The organism is Bordetella saccharivorans, from assembly GCF_045862855.1.
Classification (GTDB): domain Bacteria; phylum Pseudomonadota; class Gammaproteobacteria; order Burkholderiales; family Burkholderiaceae_B; genus Bordetella_A; species Bordetella_A petrii_F.
In genome coordinates, this window is record NZ_BAAFZO010000001.1 from 243,280 (window position 1) to 256,955 (window position 13,676).

Sequence of the window (13,676 nt, forward strand, 5' to 3'; positions counted from 1 at the left end):
TCCTCAGACGGCGGCCGGCGTGCTGCTGCCGCCGGTCGCCAGACCGGTGGGCGGCGTGTCGGCGTTGTCCGACGGACCCTGCGGCGTCTTGGGAGGACGCGGCGGGCGGCCCGAAGTAATGTCGTTGATCTGGTCGGCGTCGATGGTTTCCCATTCGAGCAGCGCGCGGGTCATGGACTCGACCATGTCGCGGTTGTCTTCGAGGATCTTGCGCGCCACGCCGTATTGCTCGTCGATGATGCGGCGGATCTCGGCGTCCACCTTCTGCATGGTGGCCTCGGACATGTGCGTGGTCTTGGTGACGCTGCGGCCTAGGAATACCTCGCCCTCGTTCTCGGCGTACACCATGGGGCCCAGCTCGCTGGTCATGCCGTAGCGGGTGACGATGTCGCGGGCGATGGCGGTGGCCCGCTCGAAGTCGTTCGAGGCGCCGGTCGTCATCTGGTTCATGAAGATCTCTTCGGCGATGCGGCCGCCGAACAGCACCGCGATGGTGTTCAGCAGGCGTTCCTTGTCCATGCTGTAGCGGTCGTTCTCGGGCAGCTGCATGGTCACGCCCAGCGCGCGGCCGCGCGGGATGATGGTGACCTTGTGCACCGGGTCGGTCTTGGGCAGCATCTTGGCGACGATGGCATGGCCGGACTCGTGGTAGGCGGTGTTCTTGCGCTCTTCCTCGGGCATGACGATGGAGCGGCGCTCCGCGCCCATGATGATCTTGTCCTTGGCCTTTTCGAAGTCGGACATGTCGACGGTGCGGCCATTGCGCCGGGCGGCGAACAGGGCCGCCTCGTTGACCAGGTTGGCCAGGTCGGCGCCCGAGAAGCCGGGCGTGCCGCGGGCCAGGATGGTGGCGTCGACGTTGGGCGACAGCGGCACCTTGCGCATGTGCACCTTCAGGATCTGCTCGCGGCCGCGGATGTCGGGCAGCGGCACCACGACCTGGCGGTCGAAGCGCCCGGGGCGCAGCAGCGCCGGGTCGAGCACGTCGGGCCGGTTGGTGGCGGCGATGACGATGACGCCCTGGCCGGACTCGAAGCCGTCCATCTCGACCAGCATCTGGTTGAGGGTCTGTTCGCGTTCGTCGTTGCCGCCGCCCAGGCCGGCGCCGCGCTGGCGACCGACCGCGTCGATTTCGTCGATGAAGATGATGCACGGGGCGTGCTTCTTGGCGTTCTCGAACATGTCGCGCACGCGCGCCGCGCCCACGCCGACGAACATCTCGACGAAGTCGGAACCCGAGATGCTGAAGAACGGCACCTTGGCCTCGCCGGCGATGGCCTTGGCCAGCAGTGTCTTGCCGGTGCCGGGCGAACCTACCATCAGCACGCCGCGCGGAATGCGGCCGCCCAGTTTCTGGAACTTGCTGGGGTCGCGCAGGAAATCGACCAGTTCCTGTACGTCTTCCTTGGCCTCGTCGCAGCCGGCGACGTCGGCGAAGGTGATCTGGTTGGTGTTCTCGTCGAGCATGCGCGCGCGCGACTTGCCGAAGCTGAATGCGCCGCCGCGCCCGCCGCCCTGCATCTGCCGCATGAAGAACACCCACACGCCGATCAGCAGCAGCATGGGGAACCACGACACGAAGATGCTCATGAGCAGCGACGGTTCCTCGCGGGCCTTGCCGGAGACCTCGACGCCGTACTTGAGCAGGTCGGACACCATCCAGAGGTCGCCCGGCGAGGTCAGGGTGTATGCGCGGCCGGTGTCGGGCGTGACGTAGAGGACGTCGCCCTGCACGTCGACCTTGCGGATACGGCCCGACTTGGCGTCTTCCATGAACTGGGTGTAGCTGACGCCGTCCTGCGTCTGCGCACGCCCATCGAATTGTTTGAATACCGTGAACAGGACCAGTGCGATCACCATCCAGACCGCGACTTTAGAAAATGAATTGTTCAAGGTCGATCTCCTGCTTTCGATTCCGACCGGCAACCGCGCACCCGCGTATATGGCACAGTCACAAGTATGTCAATAGCTCATTCTACCCTGCCGGGGCAGATTCCGTCTGGACGCCCCCTGGGCGCCTGATACATATTCGAACTGGGAAGTGGCTGGGCCTCGACAGGAATGGGTTGTAGGTGCGGCGGATGTCAGGCGCCCTGCGCAGGGATCGACACCGCTTTTTCTTGCTTCAGGTCGCGCGCCACCAGGAAGGTTTCCGAGGACTTGTCGCGCGAGGCCTTGGGCTTGCGTTCCACCACCCGCTTGAAGCGCTGCTTGAAGGCCTGCACGATCTGCGAAAACCCGCTGCCGTGGAAAGCCTTGACGATCAGGGCGCCATCGGGCTTGAGGTGGGCGCAGGCGAATTCCAGGGCCAGCTCGCAGACATGCTGGATACGCGCGGAATCGGCGACACCGACTCCCGACAAGTTGGGGGCCATGTCGGAAATTACAAGATCCACCGGCTGGCCGCCCACCATTTCTTGCAACTGTTGCAAAACGGCGTCGTCGCGGAAGTCGCCCTGGATGAACTCCACCCCGGCCACGGGCTCCATGGGCAGCAGGTCCAGGGCGATGATGCGCCCGTCGACCGCGCCCCCGGGGCCGGCCAGGCGCTCGCGCGCGACCTGCGACCAGCTGCCGGGCGCCGAGCCGAGGTCCACGACCACGTCGCCGCGGCGCATGAGCTTTTCGGTGTCGAGGATCTCGATCAGCTTGAAGGCGGCCCGCGCCCGGTAGCCCTTCTGTTGCGCCAGCTTCACATAAGGGTCGTTGATGTGCTGGTGAATCCAGTCTTTAGAGAATTTCTTCTTGGCCATTACCGTACAATTCCACGCATGCCTATATTAGAACTCACCTCTCGCGAGCGCAGCGACTTGCGTTCGGCCGCCCACCCGTTGCGCCCGGTCGTCCTGATCGGCGACAACGGGCTGACCGACGCGGTCCTGAAAGAAATCGACCGCGCCCTGGCCTCGCATGGGCTGATCAAGGTGCGCGCCGGCGGCAGCGACCGCGACGAGCGCGAAGCCATGCTGGCCGCCATCTGCGACGCCCTGTCGTGCGCGCCCGTCCACCACCTGGGCAAGACGCTGATACTGTTCCGCCCGCTGCCGGGCAACGTCGCGTCCGCCGAACCGGCCGACCCCGCCCGCGCCCGGCGCAAGCCTTCCGAACCCTACACGCCCAAGAAGCTGGCCGCCCAGGGCAAGACCGTCTCCAAGCGCGCCCCGGCCCGCAAGGCCAAGGCGGACCCGGCCGAACCGGCCAACCCGGCCGCGCGCGGCCTCCTGAACAAGGCCGGCCGCCCCGTGCGTCCTACCACCAAGAAAACCGCGTCCGCATCGCCGCATGGTATTCCGCGCCGCGCCGGCAGCGCGCTGAGCCTGCGCGCCGGGGCGCGCGGCGGCCTTCAGCGCACCACGGCCACCAGCCGCAGGGCCGCCAGGGCCACCAAGAAGTAAATACCGCCAGACACGTTGTGCAGCAGGTCGGGATCGGCCCACGCCGGCACCGCCTGCCCGGCCGCGGCGAGCGCGCGGCCATGGTTCATGAGGGTGTTCAACCCGAAATACCCGATGCCTGTGCCCACCGCCATCAGCAGGACGGTGCGGCGCCCGGGGCCTTGCAACGCCTGGCCATGCGCCAGGCGATCGAGAATCAGCATAATTACCGCGCCCCCCAGCCCGCCCACGGCGAGCACCTGGAACATTCGGGCGACGACCTCGGCCGCGACGGCGGCATCCAGCATGGAAAGCGAGGCGGGCGCGACCAGCGCGCCGATGCACCACAAGGCGCCGCACCACAGTGCCGCGATCAGGCGGACCAGGATACGTGCAAGGTTGGGCATCGTCTGTGTTCCCAGGGGGCGGCGGCGTCGGTCAGATGTAACGGACGCTGAGCACTTCGTACTCGCGCACGCCCGACGGCGCCTTGACTTCGACCACGTCGCCCTCGGATTTGCCGATCAGGGCGCGCGCCACCGGGCTCGACACCGAGATCAGGTTGGACTTGATATCGGCCTCCACGTCGCCGACGATCTGGTACGACACGCGGTCGCCGGAATCCAGGTCTTCGATGTCGACGGTGGCTCCGAATACGGCGCGGCCGTCGGCCTCGAGCGAGGCGGGGTCGATGATGTGGGCATTGGAAAGCGTGCCTTCGAGTTCGGCAATACGGCCTTCGATGAAGCCCTGGCGTTCGCGGGCGGCGTCGTACTCGGCGTTTTCCGACAGATCACCCTGGGCACGGGCCTCGGCAATGGCGTTGATCACCGCAGGTCGTTCGATGGTTTTCAGCCGGTGCAGCTCGGCTTGCAAGCGCTCGGCCCCGCGCGCGGTCAAAGGAATGGCAGACATGTCGTTTCCCAAACAAAAGTAGAAAACGCCCCGAATGGAGCGTTTCGGTGAAAGGCCGCAGCCAGGCTTGTGGCCTGCGCCGCTGGTGCGGGGACAAGCCGCAGGAGTGCGCGGCAGGTTCGAACAGGGCGGGAGCATGGTCGAACCCGATGACTACTGGCTCCGGACCATCCGCGCTGATCGGCCTGCCGGTTTTCCGACGACAAGGCTGCGACCAAAACAAAACCCCGGCTCGGGTCGGAACCGGGGCAAGCAAGACCCCATTGTGGTCAAAATCCAGCGGAATTGCAAGCCATCTGTAAGGCCGGCATTTCGGCGTATTTCGCCGCAGTAGCCGGCAATATGCCGGAACTTGAAAAATAGGGGCGGACCTTGGCGCGACCGGCGCCATGGCCCGCCTGTGCGCCTACACCACCCGGCGGCCGCTGCGGCGCAGGAGCGCGTAGAGAATGATGGCGCCGAAGGTGGCGGTGCCGATGCCACCGAGCGTGAACGCGCCCAGCTTGATGGTGAAGTCGCCCGCGCCCATCACCAGGGTGACGGCCGCGACGATCAGGTTGCGGTTGTCGCTGAAGTCGACCTGGTTCACCACCCAGATGCGCGCGCCGGCCACCGCGATCAGGCCGAACACCACCACCGACATGCCGCCCAGCACGGGCGCGGGAATGGTCTGGATCAAGGCGCCGAACTTGGGCGAGAAGCCCAGCACAATGGCGATGCAGGCTGCCACCACGAACACCAGGGTGGAATAGATGCGGGTCACCGCCATCACGCCGATATTCTCGGCATAGGTGGTGACGCCGGTGCCACCCACCGCGCCCGACACCATGGTCGCCACGCCGTCGCCCACGAAGGCCCGGCCGAGGTAGCGGTCGAGGTTCTGCCCCGTCATGGCGCTCACCGCCTTGATGTGGCCCAGGTTCTCGGCCACCAGGATGATGGCCACCGGCACGATCAGGCCCATGGCGTCGGCCCGGAACACCGGCGCGGCAAAGTGCGGCAGGCCGAACCAGGCGGCCGCCGCCACCCCGGAGAAGTCCATCGGCTTGCCCAGGCCCAGGCCGTTGGCGCAGATCGCATAAATGACGCAGGCCAGCAGCAGGCCCACCAGGATCAGCAGGCGCTGCACCGTGCCACGGGTGTACACCGCGATGCCGCCGACGCACAAGATGGTGACGATCGCCATGGTGGCGTCGAAACCGGACGCGCCCATGGCGCCCTTGGCGGCGATGGGGGCCAGGTTCAGCCCGATGACGGCCACCACGGCCCCGGTGACCACCGGCGGCATCAGCGCCTCGATCCAGCCGGCGCCGCCGCCGGCGCGGGCATTGGCCGCCCAGACCACCAGGCCGATCAGGGCGTACGCCAGACCGCAGGCGATGATAGCGCCCAGCGCCACGCCGATATTGGCGTTGGGGCCCGCACCCGCGTAGCCCGTCACCGCCACCACTCCGCCGATGAAGGCGAAGCTCGAGCCGAGGTAGCTGGGCACGCGCCCGCCGACGAACAGGAAGAAGATCAGGGTGCCGATGCCGGACATCAGGATGGCGACATTCGGGTCGAAGCCCATGATCAGCGGCGCCAGCACGGTCGAGCCGAACATGGCGACCACGTGTTGGGCCCCCATGGCGATGTTCTTGGGCCAGGAAAGGCGTTCTTCGGGCGCGATGATGGCGCCCGGCGCCGTTTCGTCGGCCAGCTTCCAGCGCGGGAAATAGGAATTGGACATGGGCTCCCCGATAGTCGGATGGGAATTATTGGATGGGCGGGCGCAAGTGTAGGGGCGGCCGGCCCGGCCGGCAATACGGTCCAGCCCGCGGGCCGGCCGGCCCGGCTGGTAAGCTCCTGCCTGCGACATTACTGGAAAGCGCATGACTGAGATCTGGTTCATCCGCCACGGCGAAACCGCCTGGAACCTGGAACGCCGCCTGCAAGGATGGCAGGACATCGCCCTGAATGACACCGGCCGCCAGCAGGCCGGCCAGCTGGCCGCGCGCGTGTGTGAAGAGGCCGGCGCGCGGCCCTTCGCGGCGCTCTACAGCAGCGACTTGCAGCGCGCCCATGCCACCGCCCTGCCCATCGCCGCCGGGACAGGCCTGCGCGTGCGCACCGAACCTGGCCTGCGCGAACGCGGCTTCGGCGTGCTGGAGGGCTTGGCCATCGACCGTATCGACGCGGAAGCGCCGGCCGCCGCGGCGGCCTGGAAAAGCCGCGACCCGCTGCGCCCGGTGGAAGGCGGCGAGACACTGGGGCAATTCCAGGCGCGCGTGCTCGCTACCATCGAGGACCTGGCCGAGCGCCATGCCGGCGAACGCATTCTGGCCGTCACGCATGGCGGCGTGCTGGACATCGTCTGGCGCCATGCTTCCGGCGTGGCGCTGGACGTGCCGCGCCACGCCGCGCTGCTGAATGCCAGCATCAACCGCGTGGCCGCCGAGCGGCGCCAGTGGCGGGTGCTGGACTGGGGCGACGTGGCACACATCGCCGCCGAGGCCGGCGACGATGTGGTGCCCTGGGCGCGTTGATTGCGGCAGGCGCCGCTCAGCGCATTTCGAACAGTTCCTGGTGGAAGTCGGCCGGCGCCAGGCCATGCGCCACCAGATCGCGCCGCAACGCCGCGCCGAACGCCGCCGGACCGCAGAACCAGACGCTGGCCTGCTGCCACTCGGGAACGGCGCTGCGCAGGCGCGCGCCGTCCAGGCGCCCGTCGATGTCGTCCAGCATCAGGTGCAGCGCAACCCCGGCCGCCCGCGCATCGGCCACCAGGGTGTCGATGGCGGCCGGGGAGCGGACCGAAGACGGGTGGAACAGATCGATGGAGGGTTGCGGACCGGGGCGGTTCGCCAGATGCTGCATGCGCGCGATGAACGGCGTGATGCCGATGCCGGCGCCGACCCAGATCTGCCGCGGCTTGCGGTCGTCGAAGGTGAAACAGCCATAGGGCCCTTCGACCACCGCCGGTTCGCCGGGCGTGAGCGTCTCGTACAGGTGGGCGGTGTAGTCGCCCAGGGCCTTGATGAAGAAGGTGAGCGTGCGCTCGCGCGGCCGCCACGCCGAAGCGATGGTATAGGGATGCGCGCCTTCGCGGCGGTCGAAGGTCACGAACGCGAACTGGCCCGGCCGGTGCCCCGGCCAGGCGCCGTGCAGCTCGATGGCGGCCTGCACCGCGCGTGTCTCGGGATAGGTGGCGACGCGCGCGACCCGGCCTGCCACGGTGTGGCGCGCCCCGACCCGCTTGAACAGCGCCAGCAACGCCGACACCGTCCCCGCGGCCAGCAGCGCGGCCATGACGATGCCCAGGGGCTGGGCCCAGTAGGCGAACTCGAGCAGGATGACGGCGTGGAACACCAGCACCAGGTAGATGACGGCCAGGATGGTGTGGGTCTGGGCGAAAGACCGGTACGGGAAGCGCTTGACCAGGGCCAGGATGATCAGCAGCGCGGCGGGATAGAAAGCGGCCCATTCGCCGAGCGTCTCCGCCAGGCCCCGCTGGCTGCGCAGCATTTGCTCGAAGGCGCTGTAATCCGGCGCGCCCTGCCCCGCCGGCTTGACCAGCCAGCCCCAGCCGACCGCCCACTTGGTGCCCCGCGCCCACAGCCAGTGCACCGTGCCGACGGCCAGGGCGGCGATGCCCAGCCATTTGTGCAGCCGGTACATCTTGTCCAGCCCGTCGAACCACGGCTCCAGCCAGCGCGGCCGGGTGGCGAGGACCATGGCGACGCTCATCGCCCCCATGGCCAGCACCCCGGTGTACTGGACCATGGCGCGCCGCAGGGGAAAGTAGCCGAGCGGCCAGGGGAAGACCCTGTCGGCCAGCAGCCAGAGCAGGGTCAACGCGACCAACAAGATACCGAAGGCAAGCTTGATTCTTTTCATGGGACGCCATACTGCTGTGTGGCGTCCGCGGCACGGGATCGCGCCTGGTCATGAAAAACGCCTGTCTGTGCAGCGTCCCGACTGTATCGCAGCGCTGCCGGCCAGAATGCCGGCAGCGGCCGTTATCGCAACGGCCGTTGATACACGTCAAGCCCTGGCGCCGTGCGTCCGGTCAGCGCCGCGGCTTGCGCGGCGCATTGCGCGCGGCGCGGTCGTACAGCGCGTTGGGCAGCAGACGCAACAGCTTGGCGACGATGCCCATTTGCCAGGGAATGACGGTGTAGGACGTGCCGCGGGCGATGGCCGCCTGCGCGCGGGCCGCGAAGGCATCGGCTTCCATCAGGAACGGCATCGCATAGGGATTGTGCGCGGTCATGGCGGTCTTGATATAGCCGGGCGCGATCGTGACCACGCCGATGCCATGGCGCGCCAGCTCGACCCGCAGGCTTTCGCAATAGCCGATGACGGCGGCCTTCGATGCGCTGTAGGCGCCGGCCCCGGGCAGGCCGCGGATGCCCGCCACGCTGGCGATGCCGACCAGCCGCCCTGCCCCGGCGTCGCGCATGGGCGCGATGAACGGCTCGAAGGTGGCGACCGTCGCCAGCAGATTGGTGGCGACGATGGCTTGGAAAACGTCGAAGTCCTCGCCGTGCTCGGTGAGCGTGCCGGCGCTGATGCCGGCGCTGGCGATCACTACGTCGACCCGGCCGTCGCAGGCGCCGATGAAGTCGTGCGCGGCGGCGTGCAGGGCCGCGCGGTCGCGCACGTCGAGCGCATAGCAGCGGTGCTGGCCCGGCAGGGAATCGGCCAGCTCGCGCAGGACGTCGCCGCGCCGCGCCACCAGGCCCAGCCGCGCGCCATCCTGCGCGTAGCGCCGCGCCAGCGCGCGGCCCAGGCCGCTGCTGGCGCCGGTGATGAAGACGTTCTGCATGAGCGGGGGTCCGGAAAGCCGGCCGCGCAGCGCGGCCGGCCCGGTAACGGTAGACCGTTAAGCGGCGGACTGCAATCCGGCGTGCAGTTCCTGCAACGGATACACCTGCAGGCCGAGCCCCTGGCGCAGGTACTGCATGCCCTCGACCGCGGCGCGCGCGCCGGCGATGGTGGTGAAGAACGTGACCCGCGCCGCCAGGGCCTGCGTACGGATGGTGCGCGAATCGGCGATGGCGTTGCGGCGTTCCTCGACGGTGTTGATGACCAGCGAGATCTCGCCGTTCTTGACCATGTCGACGATGTGCGGACGGCCCTCGGTGACCTTGTTGACTACCTGCACCGGGATGCCCGAGGCCTCGATCTGGGCGGCGGTGCCGCGCGTGGCCACCAGCTTGAAGCCCAGGTTGTGCAGGCCGCGCGCCACTTCGACGGCGCGGGGCTTGTCCTGGTCCTTGACGCTGATGAAGGCCGTGCCGTTCTCGGGCAGGCGCACGCCGGCGGCCAGCTGCGACTTGACGAAGGCTTCGCCGAAGCTGGTGCCCACGCCCATGACTTCGCCGGTGGACTTCATTTCGGGACCGAGGATGGTGTCCACGCCGGGGAACTTCACGAACGGGAAGACCGCTTCCTTCACCGAGAAGTAGGACGGCACGACCTCGCGCGTGATGCCCTGGGCGGCCAGGGTGCGGCCGGCCATGGCGCGCGCGGCGATCTTGGCCAGCTGCAGGCCGGTGGCCTTGGAAACGTACGGCACCGTGCGCGAGGCGCGCGGATTGACTTCCAGGACGTAGACATCGCCGCCCTGGATGGCGAACTGCACGTTCATCAGGCCGTTGACGTTCAGGGCGCGCGCCATCATGGTGGTCTGGCGCTTGATCTCGGCGATGACCTCGGCCGAGAGCGAATACGGCGGCAGGCTGCAGGCCGAATCGCCGGAGTGCACGCCGGCCTGCTCGATGTGTTCCATGACGCCGCCGATGAAGACGGTTTCGCCGTCGGACAGGCAATCGACGTCGACTTCGGTCGCGTTGTTGAGGAAGCGGTCGAGCAGCACGGGGGAATCGTTGCTGACCTTGACCGCCTCGCGCATGTAGCGCTCGAGGTCTTGCTGCTCATGCACGATTTCCATGGCGCGGCCGCCCAGCACGTAGCTGGGGCGCACCACCAGGGGATAGCCGATGTCGGCGGCGTGCGCCAGGGCCTCGCCCTCGGTGCGCGCGGTGCGGTTGGGCGGCTGGCGCAGGCCGAGCTTGTTGAGCAGCTTCTGGAAGCGCTCGCGGTCCTCGGCCACGTCGATGGATTCCGGGCTGGTGCCGATGATGGGCACGCCGTTGGCTTCCAGGGCGCGCGCCAGCTTCAGCGGCGTCTGGCCGCCGTACTGGACGATCATGCCCACCGGGTTTTCCTTGTGGACGATTTCCAGCACGTCTTCGAGCGTGAGGGGCTCGAAGTACAGGCGATCGGAGGTGTCGTAGTCGGTGGAGACGGTTTCCGGGTTGCAGTTGACCATGATGGTCTCGTAGCCGTCTTCGCGCAGCGCCAGCGCCGCGTGCACGCAGCAGTAGTCGAACTCGATGCCCTGGCCGATGCGGTTGGGCCCGCCGCCCAGCACGATGATCTTCTTGCGGTCGGTGGGTTGCGCCTCGCATTCGTCCTCGTACGTGGAGTACATGTAGGCGGTGCGGGTGGCGAACTCGGCGGCGCAGGTGTCGACGCGCTTGTACACCGGGCGCACGTTCAGCTGGTGGCGCAGCTTGCGGATCTCGGACTCGGACGAGTCCAGCAGGAAGGCCAGGCGGCGGTCGGAGAAGCCCATGCGCTTGAGCTGCCACAGCGTGGCGTAGTCGAGGTCGGCCAGGGTCTTCTGCTCGAGCGCCAGCTCGATGTCGACGATTTCCTTGATTTGCGCCAGGAACCACGGGTCGATGCGCGTGATGTTGTGCACTTCGTCCAGCGTGAAGCCTTGCGCGAAGGCGTCGCCCACGTACCAAATGCGCTCGGGGCCGGGCTCGCCCAGCTCGACCTGCAGCTTCTCGCGGTCGGTGGTTTTCTGGTTCAGGCCGTCCACGCCGACTTCCAGGCCGCGCAGGGCCTTCTGGAACGATTCCTTGAAGGTGCGGCCGATGGCCATGACCTCGCCGACCGACTTCATCTGTGTGGTCAGGCGGGCGTCGGCCTGCGGGAATTTCTCGAACGCGAAACGCGGCACCTTGGTGACCACGTAGTCGATGGAAGGCTCGAACGAGGCCGGCGTGGCGCCGCCGGTGATCTCGTTGCGCAGTTCGTCGAGGGTGTAGCCCACCGCCAGGCGCGCGGCGACCTTGGCAATGGGGAAACCGGTGGCCTTGGAAGCCAGGGCCGACGAACGCGACACGCGCGGATTCATCTCGATGACGATCATGCGGCCGTTATGGGGATTGACCGCGAACTGCACGTTGGAACCGCCCGTGTCGACGCCGATCTCGCGCAGCACCGCAATGGATGCGTTGCGCATGATCTGGTATTCCTTGTCGGTGAGCGTCTGGGCCGGCGCGACGGTGATGGAGTCGCCCGTGTGCACGCCCATGGGGTCGAGGTTCTCGATGGAGCAGACGATGATGCAGTTGTCGGCCTTGTCGCGCACGACCTCCATCTCGAATTCCTTCCAGCCCAGCAGCGACTCTTCGATCAGCAGTTCGCTGGTGGGCGAGGCCTCGAGGCCGCGGCGGCAGATGGTTTCGAATTCCTCGGCGTTGTAGGCGATGCCGCCGCCCGAGCCACCCATGGTGAAGCTGGGGCGGATGACCGCCGGGAAGCCGGAAGTGCCGGTCTCGGCCGCGATGCGGCGCTGCACTTCCCAGGCTTCGTCCATGCTGTGCGCGATGCCCGACTTGGCCGACTCCAGGCCGATGGCGGTCATGGCCTGCTTGAACTTCTGGCGGTCCTCGGCTTTTTCGATGGCCTGTTCGTTGGCGCCGATGAGCTCGACGTTGTGCTTCTCGAGCACGCCGTGGCGGGCCAGGTCGAGCGCGCAGTTCAGCGCCGTCTGCCCGCCCATGGTGGGCAGCAGGGCGTCGGGTTTTTCGCGTTCGATGATTTTCTCGACCGCCTGCCAGGTGATCGGCTCGATGTAGGTGACGTCGGCCGTTTCCGGGTCGGTCATGATGGTGGCCGGGTTGCTGTTCACCAGGATGGTGCGGTAGCCCTCGGCCTTGAGCGCCTTGCACGCCTGCGCGCCGGAATAGTCGAACTCGCAGGCCTGCCCGATGATGATGGGGCCGGCGCCGATGATGAGGATGCTTTTTAGATCTGTACGCTTGGGCATGATGCGATGATTATTTCTGGCCGGCCATCAGGCTGATGAATTTGTCGAACAGCACGATGATGTCGTGCGGGCCCGGGCTGGCCTCGGGGTGGCCCTGGAAACAGAACGCGGGACGGTCGGTGAGCTCGAAACCCTGCAGCGTGCCGTCGAACAGCGACACATGGGTGACGCGGGCGTTGGCCGGCAGCGTAGCGGCGTCGACGTTGAAGCCGTGGTTCTGGCTGGTGATGAAGACGCGCTTGGAATCGAGATCCTGCACCGGGTGGTTGGCGCCGTGGTGGCCGGTTTTCATTTTCACCGTCTTGCCGCCCACGGCCAGGCCCATGATCTGGTGGCCCAGGCAGATGCCGAAGACGGGCAGCTTGCGCTCCAGGAAGACGCGGGTGGCGGCGATGGCGTAGTCGCAGGGCTCCGGGTCGCCCGGGCCGTTGGCCAGGAAGACGCCGTCCGGCTCGAGCTTGAGGACGTCCTCGGCGGAGGTCTGGGCCGGCACCAGCGTGATGCGGCAGCCGCGGTCGGCCATCAGGCGCAGGATGTTGTACTTGACGCCGAAGTCGTAGGCGACCACGTGGAAGCGGTCCTGCGCGGGCGCGCCGAAGCTTTCGCCCAGGCGCCAGGTGCCCTGTTTCCAGTCCTGGCTTTCCTTGATGGAGACGACCTTGGCGAGGTCCTGGCCGGTCATGCCGGGGAAGCCGCGCGCCAGCTCGACGGCGCGCTCGGCGTCGTCGCCCACCAGGATGCAGGCGCCCTGGGCGCCGCCGTCGCGCAGGATGCGGGTGAGCTTGCGGGTGTCGACTCCGGAAATGGCGACTACGCCCTGGGCGGCCAGGTACTCGGGCAGGGACTGGGTGGCGCGGAAGTTGGACACCCGCGCGGGGCAGTCGCGCACCACCAGGCCGGAGGCCAGCACGCGCGCGGTTTCGACGTCTTCGGCGTTGACGCCGGTATTACCGATGTGCGGGTAGGTGAGCGTGACGATCTGGCCGTTATAGCTGGGATCGGTGAGGATTTCTTGGTAGCCGGTCATGGCGGTGTTGAACACCACTTCGGCCACCGTATGCCCTGGTGCGCCGATGGATACGCCCCGGAAAATGGTACCGTCCGCCAAAGCCAGAATTGCAGGAGGGAAGCGATCGGCACCCTCGGGAAAAAGTTGCGGCAGCACAGTAAACCCCGGTTTAAGAATCAGTAATCAAACCTTGGAATTATACCCTGGAAGGGCCATTTGCCCGGGGAACCGCGCCGAATAAGGCTGCGGGCCGGGGTTTTCGTGTCAA

Annotated in this window: 11 protein-coding genes; 2 read left to right on the forward strand and 9 right to left on the reverse strand. The window is 67.4% G+C overall.

Features of this window, described 5'->3' with window-relative positions; all coding sequences use genetic code 11:
- Positions 1-3: 3 nt before the first annotated feature.
- Both ftsH and ACKTT0_RS01170 read right to left on the reverse strand, forming a co-directional pair.
- The gene (gene ftsH / locus ACKTT0_RS01165) at positions 4-1,893 is read right to left on the reverse strand and encodes an ATP-dependent zinc metalloprotease FtsH (RefSeq protein WP_407847434.1); all 1,890 of its coding nucleotides are present in this window, start codon (positions 1,891-1,893) and stop codon (positions 4-6) included.
- A 191-nt stretch (positions 1,894-2,084) separates the two neighbouring features.
- Positions 2,085-2,753, reverse strand: a complete 669-nt coding sequence (locus tag ACKTT0_RS01170; protein WP_407847436.1) for an RlmE family RNA methyltransferase — start codon at positions 2,751-2,753, stop codon at positions 2,085-2,087.
- Positions 2,754-2,771: 18 nt separating this feature from the next.
- Between ACKTT0_RS01170 and ACKTT0_RS01175 the strand changes: the two genes are divergently transcribed.
- The gene (locus tag ACKTT0_RS01175; protein WP_407847438.1) at positions 2,772-3,395 is read left to right on the forward strand and encodes a YhbY family RNA-binding protein; all 624 of its coding nucleotides are present in this window, start codon (positions 2,772-2,774) and stop codon (positions 3,393-3,395) included.
- Here the strand turns inward: ACKTT0_RS01175 and ACKTT0_RS01180 are convergent.
- The 3 genes from ACKTT0_RS01180 to ACKTT0_RS01190 all read right to left on the reverse strand — a co-directional run bounded on the left by ACKTT0_RS01180 (position 3,344) and on the right by ACKTT0_RS01190 (position 6,018).
- Entirely contained in the window at positions 3,344-3,781 is a 438-nt protein-coding gene (locus ACKTT0_RS01180) for a DUF4149 domain-containing protein (protein ID WP_407847440.1), read from the reverse strand. The two genes, ACKTT0_RS01175 and ACKTT0_RS01180, sit on opposite strands and share 52 nt — an antisense overlap.
- A gap of 31 nt (positions 3,782-3,812) precedes the next feature.
- Positions 3,813-4,289: a transcription elongation factor GreA gene (gene greA / locus ACKTT0_RS01185; protein WP_407847442.1), complete on the reverse strand. Its 477-nt coding sequence runs from the start codon at positions 4,287-4,289 to the stop codon at positions 3,813-3,815.
- A 406-nt stretch (positions 4,290-4,695) separates the two neighbouring features.
- On the reverse strand, positions 4,696-6,018 hold the full coding sequence (locus ACKTT0_RS01190; protein ID WP_407847443.1) for a solute carrier family 23 protein: 1,323 nt from the start codon (positions 6,016-6,018) through the stop codon (positions 4,696-4,698).
- Positions 6,019-6,160: 142 nt separating this feature from the next.
- On the opposite strand from ACKTT0_RS01190, the gene ACKTT0_RS01195 reads away from it, so the two are divergent.
- The gene (locus ACKTT0_RS01195) at positions 6,161-6,814 is read left to right on the forward strand and encodes a histidine phosphatase family protein (protein ID WP_407847444.1); all 654 of its coding nucleotides are present in this window, start codon (positions 6,161-6,163) and stop codon (positions 6,812-6,814) included.
- A gap of 16 nt (positions 6,815-6,830) precedes the next feature.
- On the opposite strand, the gene ACKTT0_RS01200 is transcribed toward ACKTT0_RS01195, so the two are convergent.
- From ACKTT0_RS01200 to carA, 4 genes are all read right to left on the reverse strand, one after another.
- Positions 6,831-8,165, reverse strand: a complete 1,335-nt coding sequence (locus tag ACKTT0_RS01200; RefSeq protein ID WP_407847446.1) for a ferredoxin reductase family protein — start codon at positions 8,163-8,165, stop codon at positions 6,831-6,833.
- A 172-nt stretch (positions 8,166-8,337) separates the two neighbouring features.
- Positions 8,338-9,096 (reverse strand): SDR family oxidoreductase, encoded by a 759-nt coding sequence (locus ACKTT0_RS01205; RefSeq protein WP_407847448.1) that lies wholly within the window; start codon positions 9,094-9,096, stop codon positions 8,338-8,340.
- A gap of 57 nt (positions 9,097-9,153) precedes the next feature.
- A complete protein-coding gene (gene carB / locus ACKTT0_RS01210) occupies positions 9,154-12,399 on the reverse strand; it encodes a carbamoyl-phosphate synthase large subunit (protein ID WP_407847450.1) in 3,246 nt (1,081 codons plus the stop codon).
- Positions 12,400-12,409: 10 nt separating this feature from the next.
- Complete coding sequence (gene carA / locus ACKTT0_RS01215; RefSeq protein ID WP_407847453.1) at positions 12,410-13,564, reverse strand: glutamine-hydrolyzing carbamoyl-phosphate synthase small subunit; 1,155 nt, start codon at positions 13,562-13,564, stop codon at positions 12,410-12,412.
- Positions 13,565-13,676: the final 112 nt, after the last annotated feature.